A 23,482-nucleotide genomic window follows, 5' to 3' on the forward strand; every position below is an offset into this window, starting at 1 on the left:
CGCCCGGCGCGCCGCACGCAGCGGCGGCGGGCCATGACATCGAAACCGTTCCCGCGCCTGCGGGACATGCCAAGCGCCGGCCGCGGCCGGGGAGAGAGACGCAGATGACCACTGCCTACGAACAGGGGCTCGCGCGCAGCGAAGCCAACTATGCGGCGCTGACGCCGATCGATTTCATCGCCCGCGCCGCCGCCGTCTACGGCGAGCGCACGGCGGTCGTCTACGGCGCCGAGCGGCGCAGCTGGGCCGAGACCTATACGCGCGCACGGCGTCTGGCGAGCGCGCTGCAGAAGGCCGGCATCGCCCGCGGCGAGACCGTCGCCGTGCTGCTGCCGAACACGCCGCCGATGGTCGAGGCGCACTTCGGCGTGCCGATGGCCGGCGCCGTGCTCAACACCCTCAACACGCGCCTCGACGAGGCCAGCCTGCGCTTCATGCTGAGCCACGGCGAGGCGCGCGCGCTGATCGTCGATACCGAATTCGCGCCGCAGGTGCGGCGCATGCTCGGCGAGCTGCGCGGCCTGCAGATCATCGCCGTGCACGATGCCGAATCCGGCGCCGCGCCGGTGCCGGAATGGACGCAGTACGAGGATTTCCTCGCCGGCGGCGATCCGGCGTTCGCCTGGCAGCTGCCGGCCGACGAGTGGGACGCGATCGCGCTGAACTACACCTCGGGCACCACCGGCGACCCGAAGGGCGTCGTCTACCACCATCGCGGTGCGGCGCTGAACGCGGTCAGCAACGTGCTCGAATGGGACATGGGCAAGCACCCGGTCTATCTGTGGACGCTGCCGATGTTCCACTGCAACGGCTGGTGCTTTCCGTGGACGGTCGCGGCGCGCGCCGGCGTCAACGTCTGCCTGCGCAAGTTCGAGGCCAGGAAAGTTTTCGAGCTGATCTGCGATGAGCGCGTCACGCACTACTGCGGCGCGCCGATCGTGCAGAGCGCGCTCGCCAACGCCCCGGCCGAATGGCGCGAGGGCATCACGCACACGGTGCGCACGATGGTCGCCGGCGCTCCGCCGTCGCCGTCGGTGATCGCGCAGATGGCGGCGATGGGCTTCGAGCTGACGCACGTCTACGGTCTCACCGAGGTCTACGGACCGGCCGCGGTCTGCGCGCAGCAGGAGCGCTGGCAGGCGCTCGACGGCGAGGAGCGCGCGCGACTCAACGCCCGTCAGGGCGTGCGTTACCACCTGCAGCGCGAAGTCAGCGTGCTTGACCCGACCACCCTGCAGCCGGTGCCGGCCGACGGCCGCACGATGGGCGAGATCGTGTTCCGCGGCAACATCTGCATGAAGGGCTACCTGAAGAACCCGCGCGCGACCGAGGAAGCGTTTCGCGGCGGCTGGTTCCATACCGGCGACCTCGGTGTGATGGCGCCGGACGGCTACGTGCAGATCCGCGACCGCAGCAAGGACATCATCATCTCCGGCGGCGAGAACATCTCCAGCATCGAGGTCGAGGACGCGCTGTACCGCCATCCGGCGGTGTCGGCGGTCGCCGTGGTGGCGATGCCGGATCCGAAGTGGGGCGAGGCGCCGTGCGCGTTCGTCGAGCTCAAGCCGGGCGCCGAGGTCAGCGCCGAGGCGCTGATCGCGCACTGCCGCGAATGGCTGGCCGGCTACAAGCTGCCGCGCGCGGTGCGCTTCGGCGAGCTGCCGAAGACCTCGACCGGCAAGATCCAGAAGTTCGAGCTGCGCAAGCTGGCCGGCTCGCAGCAGGCGATCGATCTCGCCGGCAAGCCTCAGTCCTGAGTGTCGCGCCGTGCCGCCGCCGCGTCCTGCGCGCGGGCGTCGCGGCGGGCCAGCCAGCGGCCGCTCGTCACCACCAGCAGCGCGCCGGCGAGCGACGAGACGTAGTGCGTCCACGCCGGCAGCGCGGCGGCGTGCGTCGCCAGCGCGCGGTCGCCGAGCCACATCTCGCCGGCGATCCAGCCGAGCAGCGCGGCGCCGAGCGTGATGACGGCCGGGAAGCGGTCCATCAGGCGCAGCACCAGCTTGCTGCCCCAGACGATGATCGGCACGCTGATCAGGATGCCGGCGGCGACCAGCGCGATGTGTCCATCGGCGGCGCCGGCGATCGCGACCACGTTGTCGAGGCTCATCACCGCGTCGGCGACGATGATGGTGCGGATCGCGCCGAGCAGATGCGTGCTCGCCGGCACCTCGGCGTGGTCTTCGTCCTGCGGGCGCAGCAGCTTGACGCCGATCCACAGCAGCAGCAGCGCGCCGGCGATGCGCAGGAACGGCAGCGCCAGCAGTTCGAGCGCGAAAAACACCAGCAGCGTGCGCAGGCCGATCGCGCCGAACACGCCCCAGAAGATGCCGCGGTTGCGCAGATCGGGCGGCAGCTTGCGGCAGGCCAGCGCGATGACGACGGCGTTGTCGCCGCCGAGCAGGACGTCGATGGCGATGATCTGCAGGATCGTGACCAGCAGTTCGCTGTCGAGGACGATGTCGGGCATGGCGCTCACGGCGCGCCGGGCGGCGTGACCGCGTGTGGAAATGTCGGCCGATTGTACGGGAGCGCCGCGGCGCCCGGCGTCCTCAGGCGAACAGCCGGCCGGCGTAGACGCCGAGGCCGCGCGCGACGCTCGCGAACTTGTCGCCGTTGACCAGCGCGCTCGACGGGAAGGCCGCGGCGATCGCCTCGCGCAGCGCGCGGACGCCGGTCGAGCCGCCGGTGAAGTAGATCGCGTCGATCGCCGCCGGCGCGACGCCGGCGCGGCGCGCGGTCTGCAGGCCGGCGTCGACGATGCGGGCGACGCCGGCGGCGATCGCGTCGCCGAGCCGCGCGGCGTCGAGCGGCGCGGCCAGCGCTGCGGCGATGAAGCCGAGATCGATCATCGTGTGGCCGCCGTCGGCGACCTCGACCTTGGCGTCTTCGACGAGGCCGGCGATGCGATGGCCCTCGCGCTCGCGCAGCACGCGCATCAGGCGCTCATGCAGCGCGGCGTCGGCGAAGAACGGCCGCAGCGTCTGCGCCTCGGACAAGGCGCGCGGCGTGTAGAGGAAGTTGATGCGGTGCCAGGTCGCCAGTTCGAAGTAGACGTGCGAGGGCACCGGCTTGCCGCTGGCGGCGACGTGGCCGAGGCCGAGCACCGGCATCACGCTGGCGAGGCTCAGCTGCTGGTCGAAGTCGGTGCCGGCGATGTGCACGCCGCCGCTGGCGAGCACGTCGGCGCTGCGCTCGTCGCGCTGCGCCCGCGCCGGGCCGAGGCGGACCAGCGAGAAATCCGAGGTGCCGCCGCCGATGTCGGCGACCAGCACCAGCGCCTCGCGATCGAGGGCGCGCTCGTAGTCCATCGCCGCGGCGATCGGCTCGTACTGGAAGTGCACCTCGCCGAAGCCGGCCTCGCGCGCGATCTCGGCGAGCGTGCTTTCGGCGAGACGGTCGCGTTCGGCGTTGTCGTCGACGAAGTGCACCGGCCGGCCGAGCACCAGCCGCTCCGGCGCCGCTTCGCTCTCGGCCTGCGCGGCGTCGCGCAGGTGGCGCAGGAAGCCGGCGATGATCTCGCGGTAGGCGACCGCCTTGCCGTTGATCTGCGTCGTCTCGTCGAGCAGTTCGCTGCCGAGCAGGCTCTTCAGCGAGCGCATCAGGCGGCCGGCGTAGCCGGCCTGGTACTCGTGGATCGCCTGGCGGCCGAACGCCGTGTGGCGCTCGTCGGCGTTGTAGAACACCGCGGTCGGCATCGTCTCGCGGCCCTGTTCGAGCGCGACCAGCTGGCCGTGCGGGCCGCTGCCGACGCAGACGGCGGAGTTGGAAGTGCCGAAGTCGATCGCGGTGTAGGCGCGCATGGGCAAAAGAGAGCGCGCGGGGCGCGGCGGCGAAAATGGGGGCGCGAGTCTACTGGCTCGCGCGGCGGGCACAAGAGGCCCGGGCTGCGAGGCATAATGTGGCGCATGTCGATTCGTACGCTGTTCCTGTCGCTGGGGCTGTTGCTGTCGTCCGCCGCCTGGTGTGCCGATCCGCCGCCCGCCGCGCCTGCCGCGCCGGCACCGGCACCGGCGGCCGAGCCCGCACCGGCGCCGCAACCGGTATTCCCGCGCCTGATGAGCGAACGCGAGGCCGCGCAGCCGCCGGCGGCGCCGGCGCGGGTCGATGAATCCGCGGCGCTGCGCGAGCGCGTGCTGGCCGCGGCGCGCTCGCTGCGCAACATGGGCATGCTGACGCTGTCGGCGGTGCTCGGCCTGTTCGGCTCGGCGCTGGCCGGCGTGCTGATCGCGCTCGCCGTGCACCTGACGCGCGAACGGCGCGCCGCCCGCAAGGCTGCCGGCTGAACGGCGCGCGGCGGAAAACCCGTATGGCCCGACGGGGCGTGCCGCGCCACACTGGCGGCGATCCCGGCGCCGCGGCGGATATCCGCTCCTTCGACGAGGCGCCGTGCGCGATGCCGCCCCGGCCGCTCGCCCGGACGCGCGGCGCGCGCGCCATTTCCCTGGAGTCCGCATGAACGATGCAAGCATTTCCGCGCCGGCCGTCAGCGCCGGCACGCTGTCCGCCCTGTTCGCGGCGCGCGTCGCGGCGACGCCGGACGCGCCGGCTTATCGGCAGTTCGACGCTGCGCGCGGGCAGTGGCAGGCGCTGAGCTGGTCGACGATGGCGGCGCGCGTCGACGGCTGGCGCCGCGCGCTCGGCGGCCTGCAGCTGGCGGCCGGCGCGCGCGTCGCGATCCTGCTGCCGAACGGTCTCGATGCGGTCGCCGTCGACCAGGCCTGTCTGGCCTGCGGCTACGTGCCGGTGCCGATGCACGCGATCGACAATCCGGCGAGCATCGCCTACATCCTCGGCGACAGCGATGCGTCGGCGCTGATCGTCGCCAGCGCCGCGCAATGGGCGGCGATCGCCGCCGCCGGCGGGGCGACACCGCAGCTGCGCCAGGTCGTGCTCGCCGGCGCCGATGAGACCGTGCCGGACGGCGCCGCGGTGCCGGTCACGCGCGCCGCCGACTGGCTGACGGCGGCTGCCGCGCTGCCGCTGCCGCCGTCGCCGGCGCAGCCCGACGATCTGGCGGCGATCGTCTACACCTCCGGCACCACCGGGCGGCCGAAGGGCGTGATGCTGACGCACCGCAACGTGCTGTCGAACGTCGAGGCGGTGATGGCGCATTTCCGCGTTGAGGCCGGCGATGTGTTCCTGTCGATCCTGCCGCTGTCGCACACCTTCGAGCGCACGATCGGCTATTACCTGCCGGTCGCCGCCGGCGCCGAAGTGGTCTACGTACGTTCGATCGCCAAGATCGCCGAGGACCTGAGGACCGTGCGGCCGACGATCGTCGTCGCCGTGCCGCGCATCTACGAGCGTCTCTACGCCGCGGTGCAGGACGCGCAGTCGCGCTCGAGCGCGCTGGCGCGCTGGCTGTTCGCGCGCACCGAGGCGGTCGGCTGGCGTCGGCATGCGCCGAACACGAGCGGTGCCGCGCGGCGCGCGCTCGACGCGGCGCTGTGGCCGCTGCTCGACCGTCTGGTGGCGCGCCGGCTGCGCGCCGTGCTCGGCGGCCGCGTGCGCATCGCCGTCAGCGGCGGCGCGCCGCTGGCGCCGGCCGTCGAGCACTGCTTTGTCGGCATGGGCGTGCCGCTGCGCCAGGGTTACGGCATGACCGAGAGCAGCCCGGTGGTCGCCGCGAACACGGTCGACGACTACCGGCCGGGCACGGTCGGCCGGCCGCTGGCCGGCGTCGAGGTCCGCCTCGGCGAGCGCGACGAGCTGCAGGTGCGCGGTCCGAACGTGATGCGCGGCTATTGGAAGCGGCCGGAGGACACGCAGCGCACGCTGCTCGACGGCGGCTGGCTGCGCACCGGCGATCAGGCGGCGCTCGAGGACGGCCGCGTGCGCATCGTCGGCCGCATCAAGGAAATCATCGTCACCTCGACCGGCGAGAAGATCGCGCCCGGCGATCTGGAGACGGCGATCATCGCCGACCCGCTGTTCGAGCAGGCTTTCGTGATCGGCGACAACCGTCCGTTCATCGCCGCGTTCGTGGTGCTCGAGCCGGGTCGCTGGCAGGCGCTCGCCGCCGAGCTCGGCGTGCCGGCCGACGCGAGCGGGCTGGCGTCGAAGGCGGCACGCGACGCGGCGCTGCAGCGCATTCACGCGGCGACCACGTCGTTCCCGCGCTACGCGATGCCGCGCCAGGTGCGTCTGACGCTCGACAAGTGGACGATCGAGAACGGCCTGATGACGCCGACGCTCAAGCTCAAGCGCAACGCGCTCGAGGCGCGGCTGGCCGACGCGATCGCCGACGTTTACCGCGCCGGCTGAGCGCGCGCCTCAGCTCACCGACACGCCGAACAGCATGCCGGCGCCGTAGGTCACGGCCGCCGCCGCACAGCCGATCAGCACCTGGCGCAGCGCCGAGTACAGCGGCGTGCGGCCGCTGAACAGCGAAGTGACGAAGCCGATGGCGGCGAGCGCGACGGCGCTCAACGCGATGCTGATACCGATCGCCGTCGCGCCGCCGCTCCACAGGAACGGCAGCACCGGGCAGATCGCGCCGGCCGCGAACAGCGCGAACGAGGTGATCGCCGCACGCCACGGATTGCCGCCGCGCTCGGCGGGATCGATGCCGAGTTCCTCGCGCGCCAGCGTGTCGAGCGCGACGGTCTTGTCGCGCATCAGCTCGGCGGCGATGCGCTGGGCGTCGGCGCGGTCGATGCCCTTGGCCTGGAAGATCAGCGCCAGTTCCTTCTGCTCGGCCTCCGGCGTCTGTTCGATTTCCTCGCGCTCGCGCGCGATCTGCGTCTCGGCGAGTTCGCGCGCGTTGGTCACCGACAGCCATTCGCCGAGCGCCATCGAGCAGGCGCCGGCGGCGAGTCCGGCGAGGCCGGTCAGCAGAATCTCGCGGCCGCCGGTGCCGGCGCCGGCGACGCCCATCACCAGACAGAAGTTCGAGACCAGACCGTCGTTGGCGCCGAGCACGGCGGCGCGCAAATCGTTGCCGGAACCGCCGCGATGCCAGGGCTCGGCGCGCGCGATCTCGCTGCCGGCGATGCCCTTGCCGCCGGCGCCGGCGGCCGCGGCCTGGACCACGGCGGCATGGCCGCGTTCCTCGCTCGACAGCGCCGCGGCGTCGGCCTGGCCGGCGTATTTGTCGCGGTCGGCGAACTCGGCGGCGGCGATCGACGGCAGCACGAAGCGCGGTCCGAAGCGGCGCGCGAGGCGCGTGAGCAGGCGCGTGCGCAGGCTCGGCGCATAGGCCGGATCCTTGATGCCGAGCGCGGCGAGCTTGGCGTGCCAGACCTGGGCGTGTTCGGCCTCGGCCTGCGACAGCTGGGTGAACAGATCCTTGCGCACCGGATCGGATTCGGCGGCGGCCAGCGCCGCGTACAGGCTCGCGCCGTCGCGCTCGTCCTGAAGATTGCGCCGGTACCGTTCGACCTCGCTGTCGCTCACGCACATGCTCCCGGGATGGTGGCCGCGGCGCCGGACGAGGGCCGCAGGCGGTGATGCCATAATGTCGCATGCCGATGCCTTCCGTCGCCTCTCCCGCTCTTCAGCCCTGCGCGCACGCGCGCGGCGGCCGCCTGCGTCACTGAGCGGGGCGCGCGATGCAGCTGGCGCTGGCACCGATGGAAGGCTTCGTCGACGATCTGCTGCGCGACGTGCTGACGCGCGTCGGCGGCATCGACTGGTGCGTCAGCGAATTCATCCGTGTCAACGACCGCCGCCTGCCGGCCTCGGTGTTCCGCCGCTATGCGCCGGAACTCGCGCACGGCGCGCGCACGCCGGCCGGTACGCCGATGCGCGTACAGCTGCTCGGCTCCGATCCGGCCTGCCTGGCCGACAACGCGGCGTTGGCATGCGCGCTCGGCGCGCCGGTCATCGATCTGAACTTCGGCTGCCCGGCCAAGACCGTCAACCGCTCGCGCGGCGGCGCGGTGCTGCTCAAGGAGCCGGAGCTGATGGGACGCATCGTCGGCGCCGTGCGCGCGGCGGTGCCGGCGGCGATTCCGGTGACGGCGAAGATGCGGCTCGGCTACGAGAACGCCGACGCCGCGCTCGACTGCGCGCGCGCGCTGGTCGACGGCGGCGTCGCGCAGATCGTCGTGCACGCGCGCACCAAGGTCGACGGTTACCGGCCGCCGGCGCACTGGGAATGGGTCGCGCGCGTTCGCGACTGCGTGCCGGCGGCGATCGACGTCTACGCCAACGGCGAGATCTGGTCGGTCGAGGACTGGCAGCGCTGCCGCGCGGCGAGCGGCGTCGAGCACTTCATGCTCGGCCGCGGTCTGGTCGCGCGGCCGGATCTGGCGCGGCAGATCGCCGAAGCGCGCGCCGGCCGCGTGCCGCAGCCCATGGCCTGGAGCGAGGTGCTGGCGCTGCTGCAGGACTTCTGGCAGCAGCTGCGTCACCGCGCGCCGCCGCGCTTCGCGGCCGGACGGCTCAAGCAATGGCTGGTCTGGCTGGCGCGCGGCTATCCGGCCGCCGATGCGCTGTGGCAGCGCGTGCGCGCCGAAGCGGACTGCCGCGCGCTCGACGCCCTGCTCGGCGTCAGTCTGGATCGCCCGCAGCGGCCGGCGCCGACGGCGCAACGGCATGCGCTGCCGCCCACACCAGCTTCTGCGCTCGACGCAGCCGCTTGAGCCGGTACTCGGCGCTCGACGCCTGCGCCCGTGAGGCATGCGCCTGCTGCGCGACGAGGCGCTGCGGCCGGTGCGCTCGCGTGTAACGGGCGCCGCGCCCGTCGAGGTGCTGCTGCAGGCGCCGCCGCGGATCGGGGCTGATGCCGGCGTAGAGACTGCCATCCTCGCATTCGAGCAGGTACAGGAACCAGATGCGGTCGGTTTCGGCAGCGTCGGCCATGCGGGACGAAAGGGTGGGCAGCGCGCAGTATGCCGGCTGGCATCGTCCTGGGGGGAGAGTTTTCCTACGCGCGAATCGGATTTTCCGGCGTTGCCCGGTCGCCCGCGCGGCGTGCACGCTGGTCTGTCCGCGGCGGCGACCGCGCGTTCGTCTGTCACGGACGATCCATTACGACAGGAGAGCAGGCATGGACGCTGGAAAACTCGTTGCACGCAGTAGCGGCATCGCGCTGGCGCTGGCGCTCGCGGTCGGCAGCATCGACGGTCACGCCGGCCTGTTGAAGACGACGACCGGCACCGTGCTGCGCACGCTCGCCGATATCTCCGGTACCGTCACCAGCCCGATCGGCGATGTGCTGGTCGGCCTGACGCAGAACGCCGGCTCGCTGATCGCGCATACCGTCGTGCGCATCCAGGGACGCTACCTGCTGCTGACGCGCGGCACCTCGGCCTTCGACATGACCTTCACGCATGATGGCCAGATGCGGCGCGTGCTGGTCGTGCGCCCGCAGAATCCGGTCGCCGGCGCGCCGATCCTGATGATGCTGCACGGCAACGGCGGCACCGCGGAGAACCAGTCCAATCTCAGCGAAGCGCCGGATCTGGTCGCCGCCAAGGGCGTCTGGGTGGTGCTGCCCGAAGCGCTCAACGGCACCTGGAACGACGATCCCGGCAACTCGATCGGCATCGACGACGTCGGCTTCCTGTCCGACGTCGTCGACGTCATGACCGGCGTCTTTCAGGCCGATGCCTCGCGCATCTATGTCAGCGGCCTGTCGAACGGCGCGTTCATGAGCGAGCGTTTCGCCTGCGAGCGGTCCGATCTGGTCGCCGCCGCGGCGCTGATCTCCGGCACCATCAGCGGCGGCCTGATGAACGCCTGTGCGCCGGCGACGCCGCGGCCGATCATGTTCATGGATGGCACCGCCGATCCGATCGTGCCCTACGACGGCAGCCGCCTCGGCGTGCGCTCGGCACCGGACACGTTCAACTTCTGGCTCGGCCGTCTCAACTGCAGCGCCTCGGCGACGCTGACCACGGCGCTGCCGGATTCGACCGCCGACGGCACGACCGTCAGCCTGGCGCGCAATACCGGCTGCGGCAGCGGCGGCGAAGTACGGCTCTACACCGTCCAGGGCGGCGGCCACGCCTGGCCGGGCGGCTGGCAGTACCTGCCGGTGCCGATCATCGGCACGACCAGCACCGACGTCGATGCGACGACGGAGATCTGGAACTTCGCGAGCCTGTACCACCGCTGAGTGCGGCGCCGCGCGGACTCGGCGCGTCATCGCAAGGCGCGCAGCGAGGAGGCTGCCCCGCCGCAGCGCCGGATCGGTGCTGCGGCGGGGAATGCTCGGGTTGTCTTCAGCAGGCCTTAGCCTGCTCCGCCGACCCGTTCCAGGATTCGCAGCAGCTGGGCGAGATCCTCTGCCGGCAGGCTGGCCAGGCTGGGCGGCGGCTCGTCGGTGATCTTGCGCAGTGCGGCAACGCGCTTGCGCCCTTCGGCGGTGAGCGAGACGAGCTTGGAGCGGCGATCTTCCGGGTGCGCGCGGCGCTCCACGAGTCCGCGTTCCTCGAGGTCGTTGATGATCACCGTCGCGGCCGGCGCGTCGGTGCCCATCTCCCAGGCGAGATCGCGCAGGCTGCGATCCTGATCCTTCAAGCGCCGCAGGGCGCGCACGCGACTGAACGGCAGGCCGGTGGCTTCGGCGGCCTTGCGGCGCCAGTCGCCGCGCGACTCCATGACCAGCGCGACGAGAATCTGCCAGATGCGCTCGGCATCACGCTGTGCGGGTTTCACTGGGGCTCCTCCAGCAGGTGTGCAACGCGTTCGGCGCTGGCGCGTCCACGCGCGCCGGTCGCGAGCAGGGCGAGGCCGACGATGAGCGCGCCGCTGCCCGCGAGTATCCACCACACACGATGCGTCGCGGCCGCGAAATCGGCCACGCGATCGCCGGTCAGCGATCCGGCGAGCGCGACGCCCAGCGACACGCCGATCTGCCGGCTGGTGCTGGCGACGGCCGAGGCGAGGCCGGCCTGTGCACGTGGCAGGCCGGACACGGCGGCATAAGTGATCGGCGCATTGACCATGCCGAAGCCGCAGCCGAAAACGAAGAACGCGGTCAGCACCATCGGCAGCGGCGTGTCGGCGGCGAGTCGCGTCAGCATCAACGTGCTGAGCACCAGCGCGACGCCGCTGATCAGCAGCGAGGGTCGCGCGCCGCGCACGGCGACCATGCGGCCCGACAGCGGCGACAGGCCGATCACCGCAACCGCCATCGGCAGGAGGCACAGGCCTGCGAGCGGCGCCGACAGGCCTCGCGTTTCCTGCAGATAGATCGAGCCGAGAAACAGGAATGCGCCCATCGCCGCGAACATGCTGATCGCGATCAGCGTGGCAGTACTGAACGGCAGGCTCCTGAAGAAGCGCAGATCGAGCAGCGGCTCGTGCCGGCGCGGTTCGTAGATCAGCAGGGCGATGAAGGCCGCCGCCGCGAGCAGCGCCGCGCCGCCGGCTTCGACGCCGTCGGCCCGCGGGGCTTCGATCAGCGTGTAGATCAGTGCCGCGAGGCCGGTCAGCAGCAGGATCTGGCCGACCGTGTCCGGCCGTCGCGGCGTCGGCGCGCGCGACTCGGGGACGTAGCGCGAGGTGAGCCACAGCGCGAGCAGGCCGATCGGCAGATTGATCCAGAACACCGATCGCCAGCCAAAGGCCTGCGTGAGCACGCCGCCGGCCAGCGGGCCCAGGGCCATCGCGATGCCGGCGACCGCGCCCCAGATGCCGATGGCGCGCGCGCGATCGGCTGGCGCAGGGAAGGTGTGCACGACGATCGCCATCGCGACCGGATTGAGCATCGAGCCGCCCAGTGCCTGCACGATGCGCGCCATCACCAGGACGGCGGTGCTGTCGGCAAAGCTGCACAGCACGGAGCCGAAGGTGAACAGCGCCATACCCCACCGGAAGACCCGCCGCCGTCCGAGCCGATCGGCCGTCGCGCCGCCCAGCATCAGAAAGCTGGCGAGGACGATCGTGTACGCATCCACCACCCACTGCAGATCGGCAACAGACGCGCCGAGCTCGCGCCGGATGGCCGGCAGCGCGACATTGACGATGGTGACGTCCATCGATACCACCAGCAGACTCAGGCAGCAGGTAGCGAGGATGAGCTTGCTTCGCGCGGGTGGCGAAGGGGAATTAGTTGTAATCATACAATAATTGTATAAATGCAACTAAAAGAGGTCAAGGGGACGGCGCGCGGCCGCGCGCCAACGAAGAAGGGCCGCTGGCGCGGCCCTTCTTCGTTGCGTGCGGCGGGGGTTCTACAGGCCCCAGGCTTTCAGCTTCATCTTGATCATCAGCACGATGAAGTGCCAGGCGGTCTTGATCTTCTCCCAGGCCGTCGGCTGGTAGCGCGCGCGCTCGCGGATGTAGTGCTGCAGCGCGAGCAGCTGCTCGTCGGACAGTTCGCCGAACGCCGGCATGCCGCGCGCGAGCAGCCCGCCGTCGCGGACGATCGCCGTGAACGCCGGCGTCGACAGCGGAATCTGCGAAGCGCGCAGGTCCGGGGCGTAGCCGCCGGCGACCGCGGACACGCCGTGGCAGATCACGCAGCGGGTGTAGATCAGCTTGCCCTGCTCGGCGAGCGCCATGTCGAGCTTGAACTCGGGTGCGTCGAGCGGCGTCACCTGCGACGGCGGCGCCGTCGGCGGCAGCGCCGCCTGGCCGTCGAGCACGAAAGTCAGCAGGCGCCGCGGATGGTTGCGGCCGACCCAGCCGTGCTGTGCGGACAGCGAGCCGAGCAGCATCTGTCCGCCGGCCCAGCCGGCCGGCACGGTGATGTACTGCTTGCCGTCGACCTCGTAGCTGATCGGCGCGCCCATCGAGCCGACGCCCATGTCGAAGCTCCAGACGATCTTGCCGGTCCGCGCATCGTGCGCGACGAACCTGCCGTCGGCCTGGCCCTGGAAGACGAGGCCGCCGGCGGTCGCCATCACGCCGCCGTTGTTGGCGCCGGGCACCGGTTCTTCCCAGGCTTTCTTCTGCGCGGCCGGATTCCAGGCAATCAGCGACGAGGTGCCGGCGTTCTTCGGCACGTCGTCGAAGAAGCCGCGCAGGCCCATGACGTCGTTCGGCGTCATCGTCCAGGTCTTCGGGTCGCGACCCTCGTCGTTGTAGTAGCCGGCCATCTCATGCGCCGGGATGTAGACGAGGCCGGTCTTCGGGCTGTACGACATCGGCGGCCAGTTGTGCAGGCCGGCCGAGCCGGGCCAGATCAGCGCCTCGCCGTCCTCATAGCGCGCGCCGGGTACTTCGACCGGGCGGCCCGTATTGAGATCGACGTACTTCGCCCAGGTGACCTTGCCGAGCTTCTCGGCAGAAATCAGTTTGCCGGTGGCGCGATCGATGACGTAGAAGAAGCCGTTCTTCGGCGCGTGCAGGATGACGTCGCGCGGCTGGCCATCAATGGCGATCGTCGCCAGCGTGATGTCCATCGTCGAGTTGAAGTCCCAGGTCTCGCCCGGCGTGGTCTGGTAGTGCCAGACGTACTCGCCGGTGTCGGCGTCGAGCGCGACGACCGAGCACAGGAACAGGTTGTCGCCGCCGCCCGGCGAGCGCAGCTTGGCGTTCCACGGGCCGCCGTTGCCGGTGCCGATGTAGACGCGGTTGTACTTGGGGTCGTAGGTCATCGCGTTCCACGCGGTGCCGCCGCCGCCGTACTTCCACCATTCGCCGTTCCAGGTCTTCGCGGCCATTTCCATGGCCTTGTTCTCGAAGCCGTCGGCCGGATTGCCAGGCACGATCCACCAGCGCCAGATCTGCGCGCCGGTCTCGGCGTCGTAGGTCGTCACGTAGCCGCGCACGTGGCCGAAGTCGGCGCCGCCGTGGCCGATGATCACGCGCGCGCGGCCGTCGCTGCCTTGCCAGACGCGCGGCGCGCCGGTGATGTAGCGGTTGTCGCCGGGTTCGGTGGTCTGCGTTTCCCAGACGAGCCGGCCGGTCTTCGCGTCGAGCGCGAACAGGCGGCCGTCCTGCACGCCGGCGTAGACCTTGCCGTTCCAGTAGGTGAGACCGCGGATGCCCCAGGCCATGCGCATCTTCTGGACGTCGACCTTGGGGTCGTACTTCCACAGCAGCTGGCCGCTGCGCGCGTCAATGGCATGGATCACCGAATAGCCGGCGGCGACGTAGACGACGCCGTCGACAGCGACCGGCATCGTCGCCAGGTTCCAGACATCGTCGAAATCCAGCGCCCAGGCGAGCCCCAGGCGTCCGACGTTCTGCGCGTTGATCTGTTCGAGCGGGCTGTAGTGCTGCTCGCTGAAGGTACGGCCGTTGGCGGCCCAGTTGGTGCCATCGGCTTCGTTCGACAGCGCCGCATTGTCGATCTGCGCCGCCGCCTGCGCGGCGAGGCCGAGGCTGACGGCCGCAACGAGGCCCGCGAGTGCGCGGCGGCCCAGCGCCGCCATGCCCGACTGCTTCATGGATCTCCTCCCGTGGACGGCCGGCTCGCGATCCGCGGCCGGCGTTGGCGCCGACTCTAGCGGCTCGACCGGGGCGCGACCGTCATCCGGACAGACGAGGGACGCGCGCGGGCGCCGGCGTGCGCGATCTGCGATGCTGGCCGGCCTCATCCACCGTCCGTCGCGCCATGTCGAACGCTGATTTCCGCCCCGGCGTCTACCGTCACTACAAGGGCCGCTACTACCTCGCGCTGGGTCTGGCGCGTGAGGACGAGAGCAACGAAACCGTGGTGGTCTACACGCGCCTGTATCCGCGCGACGGTCTGCCGATGAGCACGCGCCGTTTGTCGGTCTGGAACGAGGCGGTGGTTGTCGCGCCAGGCGCGGCACCGGTGCCGCGCTTCGTCTACGTCGGTCACGAACAGCCGGCCGACTGATTCCGGAGCGGTCCAGCGCCGGTCGCCGCGCGCGCCTGCCGGCGTGGCGAGGTCGGCACCGGGCGGTGCGCTGCTCTATCCGCTGGCGGCGTCGAGGCGATCGCGCAGCGCGATCAGCTCGTCCTTGAGCTTCAGCAGCGTCGGCGTCGACAGGCCGCAGGCGGCGAAGATGCCTTGCGGCACCGCCTTGGCGCGCTCGCGCAGCGCACGGCCGGCCTCGGTCAGCGTGATCCGCACCTGCCGCTCGTCGCGGGCGCTGCGCTGGCGCGACACCAGACCGGCGGCTTCGAGCCGCTTGAGCAGCGGCGTCAGCGTGCCGGAATCCAGGTGCAGCAGCTGACCGATGTCCTTGACCGGCACATCGTCGCGCTCCCACAGCACCAGCATCACGAGGTACTGGGGGTAGGTCAGGCCCAGCCCGTCGAGCAGCGGCTTGTAGACGCCATTGAAGGCCAGCGCCGTCGAATAGACGGCGAAACACAGCTGATTCGACAGCGCGAGCAGGGCGTCGTCGTCGGCATTCCGGTTCGGCATGGCGGGCTCTCCGTGGCCAGATGGTTCTGACGCCAGGCCTGTGGAGGCCTGGCGGCGCAATTCAATTGTACGCAATCAAAGGGCATAAGCGCCGCCTTTTTAATTTCGAACAAATATTTTGCAAGCAATTTAATTGTTCGTAATATTCCTTCCGTCGATTCCATCCGGTCGCTTCTCCACACACCGACAGAAGGAACTTACGTCATGAGCCCTATTGCCAGAACTGCCAGGATCGCTGCGGCCGCCGGCGCGCTGAGCGCCGCTTCGGCGAGCTTCGCCGCCTCCGTCGAACCCGGCACGCAGGCCTTCCTCGATGCCGTCGCCGCCCAAGGCGGCAAGCCGATCTACACGCTGTCGCCCGCCGACGCCCGGCAGGTACTGTCCGGTGCCCAGTCCGGCGCGGTCGCCACGCTGGCGGCCGAGATCGAGGATCGCGTGCTGAAGACCGGGCCGACCGGTCAGGTGCGCGTGCGCATCATGCGCCCGGCCGGCAAGAAGACCGAGCTGCTGCCGGTCATCGTCTACTTCCACGGCGGCGGCTGGGTGCTCGGCGGCACCGATACGCACGATCGCCTGATCCGCGAACTCGCCAACGGCGCGCAGGCGGCGGTGGTGTTCGTCGACTACGACCGCTCGCCGGAGGCGCAGTATCCGGTACCGCTGGAGCAGGGCTATGCGGCGCTGAAATACGTCGCCGAGCACGCCGCCGAGCTCAAGGTCGACGCCTCGCGGCTGGCCGTCGCCGGCGACAGCGTCGGCGGCAACATGGCGGCGGCGAACACCTTGCTTGCCAAGCAGCGCGGCGGTCCGCAGATCGATTTCCAGCTGCTGTTCTATCCGGTCACCGACGCCGATTTCGACACGGGCTCGTACCGCGAATTCGCCAACGGTCCGTGGCTGACCCGGGCGGCGATGGCGTGGTTCTGGGACGCCTACCTGCCCGACGCCGCCAAGCGACGCGAGCCGACGGCCTCGCCGCTGCGGGCTTCGCTGGAGCAACTCAAGGGCCTGCCGCCGGCGCTCGTCATCACCGACGAGAACGACGTGCTGCGCGACGAAGGCGAGGCCTACGCCGCCAAGCTGGCGCGCGCCGGCGTCCCGGTCACGCAGGTCCGCTATCTCGGCACGATTCACGACTTCGTGATGCTCAACGGCCTCGCCGCGTCGCCGGCGACGCGTGCCGCGATCGATCAGGCCAATGCCGCGTTGCGCCGGGCGCTGGCCCGCTGAGCGGCCATCACGCGCTTTTCTTAGTTCCTCAACCCGACTTTTATCCAATCCAATCAGGAGTCATGCCATGAGCACCCAGGTTCTTTATCGCACCAGCGCCACCGCCACCGGCGGCCGTGACGGCCGCAGCGTCGTCGAGGACGGCAGCCTCGACATCAAGCTGACGACGCCCCGCGAGCTGGGCGGCGCCGGCGGCGCCGGCAACAATCCGGAGCAGCTGTTCGCCGCCGGCTACTCGGCCTGCTTCATCGGCGCGATGAAGTTCGTCGCCTCGCAGGGCGGCCCGAAGGTGCCGGTCGACACCACGGTCAAGGCGATCGTCGGCATCGGCCCGCGCTCGGAGGGCGGCTTCGGGCTCGACATCGAGCTGCAGGTGGCGCTGCCGGGCTTGGCCCGCGCCGACGCCGAGGCGCTGGTCGCCAAGGCCCATCAGGTCTGCCCGTACTCGAACGCGACGCGCGGCAACATCGACGTGCGGCTGACGGTGCTCTGAGTCGACCGCCGACGTAAAGGCCCCGGTCCCGCGCAGGCGGGCCGGGGTTTCTGTCGTCCGGGTGGCGTGCGCTCTGACGACGCTTCAGGTCCGCGGCGCGGTGTCCTGCCAGTAGCCCGGATCGCCGAAGGTTTTCTTCAGATGTTCGACGAATAGCCGCGTCCGCAGCGGCAGGTGGCGGCGTTCGAGGAACAGCGCGTAGATGCCGTTTGCGGGCGCGGCGTAGTCGGCCAGCACTTCGACGAGGCGGCCTTGCGCTAGGTCGTCGCCGACTTCCCACATCGAGCGCCAGGCGAGGCCGCGGCCGGCCAGGGCCCACTCGTGCAGCACGGCGCCGTCGTTGCAGTCGAAGCGGCCGCGCGGGCGGACGCTGCGCAATTGACCGTCGACGATGAAGCTCCAGCCGCGCGCCTGGCCGCCGGTCTCGCCGAGACTCAGGCCGTCGTGCTGGGTCAGCTCGTCGGGATGGCGCGGCGCGCCGCGCCGCGCCAGATAGGCGGGGCTCGTCACCACGACGCGGCGGTTCTCGGCGAGGCGCACGCGCACGAGGCGCGAATCGGTCAGCTCGCCGACGCGGATCGCGCAATCGATGTTCTCGTTGGCGAGATCGACGATGCGATCGGACAGGTCGAGCGAGACGGCCAGCTCCGGATGCTGGTCGAGGAAATCGGCGACCGCCGGTGCGACGTGGCGCCGGCCGAAGCCGGCCGGCGCGGTGATGCGCAGATGGCCGCTGGCGCTGCGGCCGCCGTGGCTGACCGCGGCCTCGGCGGTGGCGAGGTCGTCGAGGATGCGCTGGCAGTCCTCGAGAAAGGCGCTGCCCTCGGCGGTCAGCGTCAGGCTGCGCGTGGTCCGCGTCATCAGGCGCACGCCGAGCCGCGCCTCGAGGGCGTCGATGCGACGGCCGATCATGGCCGGCGTGAGGTCGAGCGCGCGGGCGGCCGCCGACAGGCTGCCGCGCTGCGCGACCTGCACGAAGGTCTCGATCTCACGTAAAGGGTTCACGGTGAGGGCGGCCTTATTTCATACATAAAGTAAAAGATGATTTGCAGTGTAGTGCATTCAATCGCGGGGCGCGGGGGCCTATCATGCGCGGCATTCGAAAACCCACCGGAGCCTTCCCATGACGCTCAAACTGCCCGCCGGGATGCAGATCAACGCACCGATCCATCCGCGCTTCGACGAGATCCTGACGCCGGACGCGCTGGAGTTCGTCGCCAAGCTGCACCGCGCGTTCGAAGCGCGCCGCCAGGAGCTGCTGAAGAAGCGCGTCGAACGTCAGGCGCGCATCGACGCCGGTGAGCTGCCGGACTTCCTGCCGGAAACGAAGCATGTCCGCGAGGGCGACTGGAAGGTCGCGCCGCTGCCGAAGGCGCTGGAGAACCGCCGCGTCGAAATCACCGGGCCGGTCGAACGCAAGATGATCATCAATGCGTTCAACTCGGGTGCCGATTCGTACATGACGGACTTCGAGGACTCGAACAGCCCGAACTGGTTCAACCAGATCCAGGGCCAGGTGAATCTGTACGACGCGATCCGCCGCCAGATCAGCTTCACCAACGAGAAGGGCAAGGAATACCGGCTCAACGACAAGATCGCGACGCTGCAGATCCGTCCGCGCGGCTGGCATCTCGACGAGAAGCACGTGCTGGTCGACGGCGCGCGCGTGTCCGGCGGCATCTTCGATTTCGCGCTGGTGTTCTTCCACAACGCCAAGGAACAGATCGCGCGCGGCGCCGGTCCGTTCTACTACCTGCCGAAGATGGAGAGCCATCTCGAAGCGCGCCTGTGGAACGACATCTTCGTGATGGCCCAGGAGCACATCGGTCTGCCGAAGGGCACGATCAAGGCGACGGTGCTGGTCGAGACCATTCTCGCCACGTTCGAGATGGAAGAAATCCTGTTCGAACTGCGTGACCACAGCGCCGGCCTCAACGCCGGCCGCTGGGACTACATCTTCTCGTGCATCAAGAAGTTCAAGCGCAACACCGATTTCTGCCTCGCGCAGCGCAGCGTCATCACGATGGAAGTGCCGTTCATGCGCGCCTACGCGCTGGCGCTGGTTAAGGCCTGCCACAAGCGCGGCGCACCGGCGATGGGCGGCATGAGCGCGCTGATTCCGATCAAGAACGATCCGGTCGCCAACGACAAGGCGATGGCCGGCATCCGCAACGACAAGGCGCGCGACGCGCGCGACGGCTTCGACGGCGGCTGGGTCGCGCACCCGGGCCTCGTGTCGCTCGCGCAGGAAGAGTTCCAGAAGGTGCTCGGCGACCGCCCGAACCAGTGGGACAAGCAGCGCGACGACACCTACGGCCCGAAGGACTGGCTGAACTTCCAGCCGGAGCAGCCGATCACCGAGGCCGGCGTGCGCAACAACATCAACGTTGGCATCCACTATCTCGGCGCCTGGCTCGCAGGCAACGGTTGCGTGCCGATCCACAATCTGATGGAAGACGCCGCCACCGCCGAGATCAGCCGCTCGCAGATCTGGCAGTGGGTGGTCAGCCCGAAGGGCAAGCTCGACGACGGCCGCAAGGTCGACGCAGCGATGGTCCGCGCGATCATTCCGGAGGAGCTTGCCAAGGTGAAGGCGACCGTCACCGCGGCTGGCGAAGACACCGCGACCTACGATCAGGCCGCCAAGATCTTCGAGGAGATGTCACTGTCGCAGAACTTCCCGGAGTTCCTGACGCTGCCGCTGTACGAGGCCATGGCGTAAGACGCGATCGCGTCGATCAGCCTGCTGAACTGAAAAGGCCGCGCGGAGCACCGCGCGGCCTTTTTCGTTGCCGGCGCTTTGAGCGCGCCGGGGGCTTCAGAGCGGCTGCAGCTGCTCCGCGAAGCGCCGGGCGTTGTCGACGTAGTGCAGCGCCTGCATCCTGAGGATCTGCACTTCCTGATCGGACAGCGTGCGCACGACCTTGGCCGGTGAGCCGACGATCAGCGAGTTGTCCGGAAAGCTTTTGCCCTCGGTGACCAGCGACTGCGCGCCGACGATGCAGTTGCGGCCGATCTTCGCGCGGTTCAGCACCACCGCGCCGATGCCGATCAGCGTGTTGTCGCCGATCTCGCAGCCGTGCAGCATCACCATGTGGCCGATCGTGCAGTTGGCGCCGACCACGAGCTTCAGACCAGGATCGGTATGCAGCACCGAGCCTTCCTGGATATTGCTGTTCTCGCCGATGCGGACCTCGTCGTTGTCGCCGCGGATCGTCACGTTGAACCAGATGCTGACGTTGGCGGCGCAGTGCACCGAGCCGATGACGGTGGCGTTCGGCGCGATCCAGTGCGGACCGTCGAATTGCGGACGGCGGTCGCCGAGGCGGTAGAGCATGCGGGTCTCCAGCGAAAAAGGGCAGGCGCGCATTGTCGGCGAAGCGGCCGGCATTTGCCGATGTCTCGGCGCGTTACGCCCGGCCTCTCAGAACTCGACGACGGCGGGTTCGCGCAGCAGCGCGGCGAGGCGCTCCGACGGGATCGCCGGATAGAACAGGAAGCCTTGCGCGTAGTCGACGCCGATGCGCTGCAGCAGCGCGAGCTTGCGCGGGTCGTCGACGAACTCGGCGACGGTCTTCTTGCCGGCGGCGTGGGCGACCTGGCGGATCGCGCGCACGATCTCCTGGGCGAGCGGATCGTCGACGATGTCGCGCACGAAGCGGCCGTCGATCTTCACCTCGCTGACCGGCAGGCGGTGCAGGTAGCCGAACGAACACAGGCCGGAGCCGAAGTCATCGAGGCTGAAGGTGCAGCCGATCGCACGGAAGTCGGCGATGATGTCGGCGGCGACATCGAGCTGCTCGATCGCGGCCGTCTCGGTGATTTCGAAGCCGAGCTTGCCGGGCGGCGGGCGCAGCGCGCGCACGTCGGCGAACAGCTTCTGCATGAAGCGTGCGTCGGCGACCGAGCGCGCCGACAGGTTCATCGTCAGGCCGTCGAGACGGCGCACCAGGTCCGCGTTCTGATCGATCCAGCCGAGCACGGACTGCGCGGTGAAGGCGTCGAGTTCCGGCGTCAGGCCGAAGTACTCGAGCGTTTCGATCGTGCCCGCCGGCAGCGGCAGGAACTCGCCGCGCTGTTCCATGCGCAGCAGAAACTCGGCCTTGGCGAGGCGCGGCTTGGTGCCGCGGATGTCCATCACCGGTTGCGGAAATAACGCCAGACGCTGCTCCTGGCGCAGGCGCCGGAAGTTCAGGACGGCGCCGGCGTCGCGGTGCGCGGCGGTAGGCGCGGCCAGGCCGCGATTGCCGCTGACGATCTGGTTCAGGCCCCGGCGCTTGGCCTCCTGGCAGGCGTCGCTGGCCTGCGTGAGCAGCTGACGCCAGTCCGGCTTGCGGATCTGTGTGGTGACGAGTCCGATCGACACGCCCAGCGCGCTTTCACCGAGGATGGACGGGTAGCGGATCGCGCAAAGGCGCTCGCGCAGCGCGTGGCTCTCGTCGATCGCAGTCTGGCCATGGTCGATCGGCTTGGCGGCGACGAATTCATTGCTCCACAGGCGGCATGCCAGGCCGTGCCGGCCGGCCCAGTCGCGCAGCTCCGTCAGCGTGCGGCCGATCAGCTCGTCGCCGATGCCGGGCGCCGCCCACTGGTTGATGCTGCGCATCTGGCGGATGTCGACGTGCACCAGCACGGCGCCGGGGAAGGCGTTCCATTCGCTGAGCTGACGGCAGAACCGTTCGAAGTTGGAGTTGGACATGGCGGGGCCATCAACGGCTTACGTCTCCCTTAGCGGCGTCCATGACGGCTTCCTGAAGGCGTCTGCCGTCGGTCGGGGCCGAACGGCGATGCATCCGTTGATCCGGCGCACAAAAGAAAAGCCCCGCCGGAGCGGGGCTTTCGAAGTAAGCCGCAGCGTGTCTTATTCGACGACGTGGAGCTCGACGCGACGGTTGTTCTCGCGTCCGGTCTCGGTTTCGTTCGAATCGATCGGGCGGGTTTCGCCATAGCCGACCGGCGTCATGCGCTTGGCGGCGACGGCATGGTCGCCCAGATACTTCTTGACCGCGATCGCACGGCGCTCGGACAGGCCGAGGTTGTACGAATCCGAGCCGATGCTGTCGGTATGGCCTTCGACCTCGACGTTGACGTTCGGGTAGGCCTGCAGGGTCGTGGCCACCTGGGCGAGAATGCGCTTGGCTTCTTCGGTCAGGCGATCCGAGTCGAACTCGAACTTCACGCCCTTGAGCACGAAGTTCTTGTCGATCGCACAACCGTTGGCGTCGACCTGTTCGCCAGGACGCGGCTTGCGGCAGTCGCCGACCAGCGCGCAGCCGTTCGGCAGCACCTTGGCGCCCGGCGGCGAGTGCGGGCACTCGTCGAGGTAGTCAGGGATGCCGTCGCCGTCGGAGTCGAGCGGGCAGCCGTCCGGACCGACGGCGACGCCCTTCGGCGTGTTCGCGCAGCGGTCGAGGTCGTCCGGAATGCCGTCGCCATCCGAGTCGTTCGACGAGCAGCCGTCGGCGTTGACCTTGGTGCCGGGCGGCGTGTTCGGGCACTTGTCGAGATAGTCCGGTACGCCGTCGCCGTCGGAGTCGAGCGGGCAGCCGTTGACGTCGACCTGCACGCCCTTCGGCGTGTTCGGGCAGCGGTCACGGACGTCCGGCACGCCGTCGGCGTCGGAGTCGAGCTCGCAGCCGTCGGCGCCGACCTGCACGCCCTTCGGCGTGTTCGGGCACTTGTCGAGATAGTCCGGCACGCCGTCGCCGTCGAGGTCGGTCGGGCAGCCGTCCGAGTACACGGTCACGCCCTTCGGCGTGCCCGGGCACTTGTCGCGCGAGTTGGGCACGCCGTCGCCGTCGTCGTCGTTCGGATCGGCGCCGAACTTCCAGCGCAGGCCGACGCCGGCGGTCCACACGTAGAACGTGTCGTCCTGGACGGCGCCCTTGCCGCTGATGAAGTCGAGGTTGTAACGGCCTTCGAGGCGCAGGTCGAGGTTCTGCGTCAGGTTGAAGAACGTGCCGAGGCCGACGCCAACGCCGGCGCCGCCGATGTTCTCATCGAGGAAGTTGATGTAGTGGCCGTTGAGGTTGCCGAGCAGGTACGGACGCACCGTCGCCTTCTCGCCGGCCAGGTACTGCATGACGTTGAAGCCGAGCACCGCGCGGCTGTAGTCGTTGCTCGACGACAGGTCGGACACGTCGAGCTTGCTGTAGCCGCCCTCGATTTCGATGCCGAGCCAGGGCGCGATCGACCGACCGACGGCGATCGAGCCCATCGGCCCGACGTCGACGTCGTTCTTGTCAGAGAAGATCACGCCGACGGACGGCGATACGTACCAGCGCCCGTCGTACTCCACCTCTGCTGCCGCGGCGCCCGACCACAGCGCGCCGGCCAGCATGAGCCATCCGAACTTCCGCATTAGTTGTCTCCCATCCCTAGAACCGCTCTCGGCATCCCTGCACGCGTCTTCTACCCGATTTGAAAAGACGCCATCGCGACGAATCGCACACCGCGATTTCGTTGTCCGCGCTCTCTTTCGTGAGGCGTTCTCGATTATGATTGCGAAAAGGAACGCAGTA

The 23,482-nt window shown here is 69.8% G+C and carries 22 protein-coding genes; 10 read left to right on the forward strand and 12 right to left on the reverse strand.

Features of this window, described 5'->3' with window-relative positions:
• The first annotated feature begins 104 nt into the window (after positions 1 to 104).
• Positions 105 to 1,757: an acyl-CoA synthetase gene (locus K343_RS0115170; protein ID WP_028008799.1), complete on the forward strand. Its 1,653-nt coding sequence runs from the start codon at positions 105 to 107 to the stop codon at positions 1,755 to 1,757.
• On the opposite strand, the gene K343_RS0115175 is transcribed toward K343_RS0115170, so the two are convergent.
• Together K343_RS0115175 and K343_RS0115180 are read right to left on the reverse strand one after the other, a co-directional pair.
• Positions 1,748 to 2,467, reverse strand: coding sequence for a TerC family protein (locus tag K343_RS0115175; protein ID WP_028008800.1), 720 nt, complete (start codon positions 2,465 to 2,467; stop codon positions 1,748 to 1,750). The two genes, K343_RS0115170 and K343_RS0115175, sit on opposite strands and share 10 nt — an antisense overlap.
• Positions 2,468 to 2,549: 82 nt before the next feature.
• Positions 2,550 to 3,800, reverse strand: a complete 1,251-nt coding sequence (locus tag K343_RS0115180) for an Hsp70 family protein (RefSeq protein WP_028008801.1) — start codon at positions 3,798 to 3,800, stop codon at positions 2,550 to 2,552.
• A gap of 105 nt (positions 3,801 to 3,905) precedes the next feature.
• On the opposite strand from K343_RS0115180, the gene K343_RS23590 reads away from it, so the two are divergent.
• Together K343_RS23590 and K343_RS0115190 are read left to right on the forward strand one after the other, a co-directional pair.
• Positions 3,906 to 4,283, forward strand: coding sequence for a hypothetical protein (locus K343_RS23590; protein ID WP_154662600.1), 378 nt, complete (start codon positions 3,906 to 3,908; stop codon positions 4,281 to 4,283).
• A gap of 169 nt (positions 4,284 to 4,452) precedes the next feature.
• Positions 4,453 to 6,264, forward strand: coding sequence for an AMP-dependent synthetase/ligase (locus K343_RS0115190; protein ID WP_028008803.1), 1,812 nt, complete (start codon positions 4,453 to 4,455; stop codon positions 6,262 to 6,264).
• Positions 6,265 to 6,273: 9 nt separating this feature from the next.
• Here the strand turns inward: K343_RS0115190 and K343_RS0115195 are convergent, their stop codons facing one another.
• Positions 6,274 to 7,395: a VIT1/CCC1 transporter family protein gene (locus K343_RS0115195; RefSeq protein ID WP_028008804.1), complete on the reverse strand. Its 1,122-nt coding sequence runs from the start codon at positions 7,393 to 7,395 to the stop codon at positions 6,274 to 6,276.
• A 155-nt stretch (positions 7,396 to 7,550) separates the two neighbouring features.
• Between K343_RS0115195 and K343_RS0115200 the strand changes: the two genes are divergently transcribed.
• Entirely contained in the window at positions 7,551 to 8,585 is a 1,035-nt protein-coding gene (locus K343_RS0115200) for a tRNA dihydrouridine synthase (RefSeq protein ID WP_028008805.1), read from the forward strand.
• On the opposite strand, the gene K343_RS0115205 is transcribed toward K343_RS0115200, so the two are convergent.
• Positions 8,494 to 8,727, reverse strand: a complete 234-nt coding sequence (locus K343_RS0115205; protein ID WP_245585209.1) for a GIY-YIG nuclease family protein — start codon at positions 8,725 to 8,727, stop codon at positions 8,494 to 8,496. The genes K343_RS0115200 and K343_RS0115205 overlap by 92 nt on opposite strands.
• On the opposite strand from K343_RS0115205, the gene K343_RS25070 reads away from it, so the two are divergent.
• Positions 8,623 to 9,024, forward strand: coding sequence for a hypothetical protein (locus tag K343_RS25070; RefSeq protein ID WP_245585210.1), 402 nt, complete (start codon positions 8,623 to 8,625; stop codon positions 9,022 to 9,024). The two genes, K343_RS0115205 and K343_RS25070, sit on opposite strands and share 105 nt — an antisense overlap.
• The gene (locus K343_RS0115210; RefSeq protein ID WP_084615920.1) at positions 8,993 to 10,063 is read left to right on the forward strand and encodes a CE1 family esterase; all 1,071 of its coding nucleotides are present in this window, start codon (positions 8,993 to 8,995) and stop codon (positions 10,061 to 10,063) included. Before K343_RS25070 ends, K343_RS0115210 begins: the two co-directional genes overlap by 32 nt.
• A gap of 116 nt (positions 10,064 to 10,179) precedes the next feature.
• Here the strand turns inward: K343_RS0115210 and K343_RS0115215 are convergent, their stop codons facing one another.
• The 3 genes from K343_RS0115215 to K343_RS0115225 form a co-directional block, all read right to left on the reverse strand.
• Complete coding sequence (locus K343_RS0115215; RefSeq protein ID WP_028008808.1) at positions 10,180 to 10,605, reverse strand: MarR family winged helix-turn-helix transcriptional regulator; 426 nt, start codon at positions 10,603 to 10,605, stop codon at positions 10,180 to 10,182.
• The gene (locus tag K343_RS0115220; RefSeq protein WP_051278518.1) at positions 10,602 to 12,014 is read right to left on the reverse strand and encodes an MFS transporter; all 1,413 of its coding nucleotides are present in this window, start codon (positions 12,012 to 12,014) and stop codon (positions 10,602 to 10,604) included. The genes K343_RS0115215 and K343_RS0115220 overlap by 4 nt, the downstream gene beginning before the upstream one ends.
• 111 nt (positions 12,015 to 12,125) lie before the next feature.
• The gene (locus tag K343_RS0115225; RefSeq protein ID WP_028008810.1) at positions 12,126 to 14,288 is read right to left on the reverse strand and encodes a PQQ-dependent dehydrogenase, methanol/ethanol family; all 2,163 of its coding nucleotides are present in this window, start codon (positions 14,286 to 14,288) and stop codon (positions 12,126 to 12,128) included.
• A gap of 167 nt (positions 14,289 to 14,455) precedes the next feature.
• On the opposite strand from K343_RS0115225, the gene K343_RS0115230 reads away from it, so the two are divergent.
• Positions 14,456 to 14,704, forward strand: a complete 249-nt coding sequence (locus K343_RS0115230) for a DUF1653 domain-containing protein (RefSeq protein WP_028008811.1) — start codon at positions 14,456 to 14,458, stop codon at positions 14,702 to 14,704.
• Positions 14,705 to 14,779: 75 nt separating this feature from the next.
• Here the strand turns inward: K343_RS0115230 and K343_RS0115235 are convergent, their stop codons facing one another.
• Positions 14,780 to 15,238, reverse strand: coding sequence for a MarR family winged helix-turn-helix transcriptional regulator (locus tag K343_RS0115235; protein WP_028008812.1), 459 nt, complete (start codon positions 15,236 to 15,238; stop codon positions 14,780 to 14,782).
• Between the two features lie 204 nt (positions 15,239 to 15,442).
• Here K343_RS0115235 and K343_RS0115240 point away from each other — a divergent pair, with 204 nt between their 5' ends.
• Positions 15,443 to 16,468: an alpha/beta hydrolase gene (locus K343_RS0115240; RefSeq protein WP_028008813.1), complete on the forward strand. Its 1,026-nt coding sequence runs from the start codon at positions 15,443 to 15,445 to the stop codon at positions 16,466 to 16,468.
• Positions 16,469 to 16,535: 67 nt separating this feature from the next.
• A complete protein-coding gene (locus tag K343_RS0115245; protein ID WP_028008814.1) occupies positions 16,536 to 16,961 on the forward strand; it encodes an organic hydroperoxide resistance protein in 426 nt (141 codons plus the stop codon).
• Positions 16,962 to 17,045: 84 nt separating this feature from the next.
• Here the strand turns inward: K343_RS0115245 and K343_RS0115250 are convergent, their stop codons facing one another.
• Positions 17,046 to 17,966, reverse strand: a complete 921-nt coding sequence (locus K343_RS0115250) for a LysR family transcriptional regulator (RefSeq protein ID WP_043112889.1) — start codon at positions 17,964 to 17,966, stop codon at positions 17,046 to 17,048.
• Positions 17,967 to 18,084: 118 nt separating this feature from the next.
• Here K343_RS0115250 and aceB point away from each other — a divergent pair, with 118 nt between their 5' ends.
• Positions 18,085 to 19,683, forward strand: coding sequence for a malate synthase A (aceB, locus tag K343_RS0115255; RefSeq protein ID WP_028008816.1), 1,599 nt, complete (start codon positions 18,085 to 18,087; stop codon positions 19,681 to 19,683).
• Between the two features lie 96 nt (positions 19,684 to 19,779).
• Here aceB and K343_RS0115260 read toward each other — a convergent pair whose 3' ends face one another.
• The 3 genes from K343_RS0115260 to K343_RS0115270 form a co-directional block, all read right to left on the reverse strand.
• On the reverse strand, positions 19,780 to 20,298 hold the full coding sequence (locus K343_RS0115260) for a gamma carbonic anhydrase family protein (protein ID WP_028008817.1): 519 nt from the start codon (positions 20,296 to 20,298) through the stop codon (positions 19,780 to 19,782).
• An 87-nt stretch (positions 20,299 to 20,385) separates the two neighbouring features.
• Positions 20,386 to 21,660, reverse strand: a complete 1,275-nt coding sequence (locus K343_RS0115265) for an EAL domain-containing protein (protein WP_028008818.1) — start codon at positions 21,658 to 21,660, stop codon at positions 20,386 to 20,388.
• Positions 21,661 to 21,822: 162 nt separating this feature from the next.
• Positions 21,823 to 23,322 (reverse strand): OmpA family protein, encoded by a 1,500-nt coding sequence (locus tag K343_RS0115270; RefSeq protein ID WP_028008819.1) that lies wholly within the window; start codon positions 23,320 to 23,322, stop codon positions 21,823 to 21,825.
• Positions 23,323 to 23,482: the final 160 nt, after the last annotated feature.

This window comes from Solimonas flava DSM 18980 (assembly GCF_000426685.1).
GTDB lineage: Bacteria > Pseudomonadota > Gammaproteobacteria > Nevskiales > Nevskiaceae > Solimonas > Solimonas flava.

What these genes read in the sequence shown, in the direction of transcription:
- K343_RS25070 (WP_245585210.1), top strand. Translation starts at nt 8,623, where the DNA reads ATGCGCCTGCTGCGCGACGAGGCGCTGCGGCCGGTGCGCTCGCGTGTA.
- K343_RS0115220 (WP_051278518.1), bottom strand. Translation starts at nt 12,014, where the DNA reads ATGATTACAACTAATTCCCCTTCGCCACCCGCGCGAAGCAAGCTCATC.
- K343_RS0115240 (WP_028008813.1), top strand. Translation starts at nt 15,443, where the DNA reads ATGAGCCCTATTGCCAGAACTGCCAGGATCGCTGCGGCCGCCGGCGCG.
- K343_RS0115235 (WP_028008812.1), bottom strand. Translation starts at nt 15,238, where the DNA reads ATGCCGAACCGGAATGCCGACGACGACGCCCTGCTCGCGCTGTCGAAT.
- K343_RS0115230 (WP_028008811.1), top strand. Translation starts at nt 14,456, where the DNA reads ATGTCGAACGCTGATTTCCGCCCCGGCGTCTACCGTCACTACAAGGGC.
- K343_RS0115265 (WP_028008818.1), bottom strand. Translation starts at nt 21,660, where the DNA reads ATGTCCAACTCCAACTTCGAACGGTTCTGCCGTCAGCTCAGCGAATGG.
- K343_RS0115210 (WP_084615920.1), top strand. Translation starts at nt 8,993, where the DNA reads ATGGACGCTGGAAAACTCGTTGCACGCAGTAGCGGCATCGCGCTGGCG.
- K343_RS0115260 (WP_028008817.1), bottom strand. Translation starts at nt 20,298, where the DNA reads ATGCTCTACCGCCTCGGCGACCGCCGTCCGCAATTCGACGGTCCGCAC.
- aceB (WP_028008816.1), top strand. Translation starts at nt 18,085, where the DNA reads ATGACGCTCAAACTGCCCGCCGGGATGCAGATCAACGCACCGATCCAT.
- K343_RS0115190 (WP_028008803.1), top strand. Translation starts at nt 4,453, where the DNA reads ATGAACGATGCAAGCATTTCCGCGCCGGCCGTCAGCGCCGGCACGCTG.
- K343_RS0115270 (WP_028008819.1), bottom strand. Translation starts at nt 23,322, where the DNA reads ATGCGGAAGTTCGGATGGCTCATGCTGGCCGGCGCGCTGTGGTCGGGC.
- K343_RS0115245 (WP_028008814.1), top strand. Translation starts at nt 16,536, where the DNA reads ATGAGCACCCAGGTTCTTTATCGCACCAGCGCCACCGCCACCGGCGGC.
- K343_RS0115225 (WP_028008810.1), bottom strand. Translation starts at nt 14,288, where the DNA reads ATGAAGCAGTCGGGCATGGCGGCGCTGGGCCGCCGCGCACTCGCGGGC.
- K343_RS23590 (WP_154662600.1), top strand. Translation starts at nt 3,906, where the DNA reads ATGTCGATTCGTACGCTGTTCCTGTCGCTGGGGCTGTTGCTGTCGTCC.
- K343_RS0115175 (WP_028008800.1), bottom strand. Translation starts at nt 2,467, where the DNA reads ATGCCCGACATCGTCCTCGACAGCGAACTGCTGGTCACGATCCTGCAG.
- K343_RS0115170 (WP_028008799.1), top strand. Translation starts at nt 105, where the DNA reads ATGACCACTGCCTACGAACAGGGGCTCGCGCGCAGCGAAGCCAACTAT.
- K343_RS0115180 (WP_028008801.1), bottom strand. Translation starts at nt 3,800, where the DNA reads ATGCGCGCCTACACCGCGATCGACTTCGGCACTTCCAACTCCGCCGTC.
- K343_RS0115200 (WP_028008805.1), top strand. Translation starts at nt 7,551, where the DNA reads ATGCAGCTGGCGCTGGCACCGATGGAAGGCTTCGTCGACGATCTGCTG.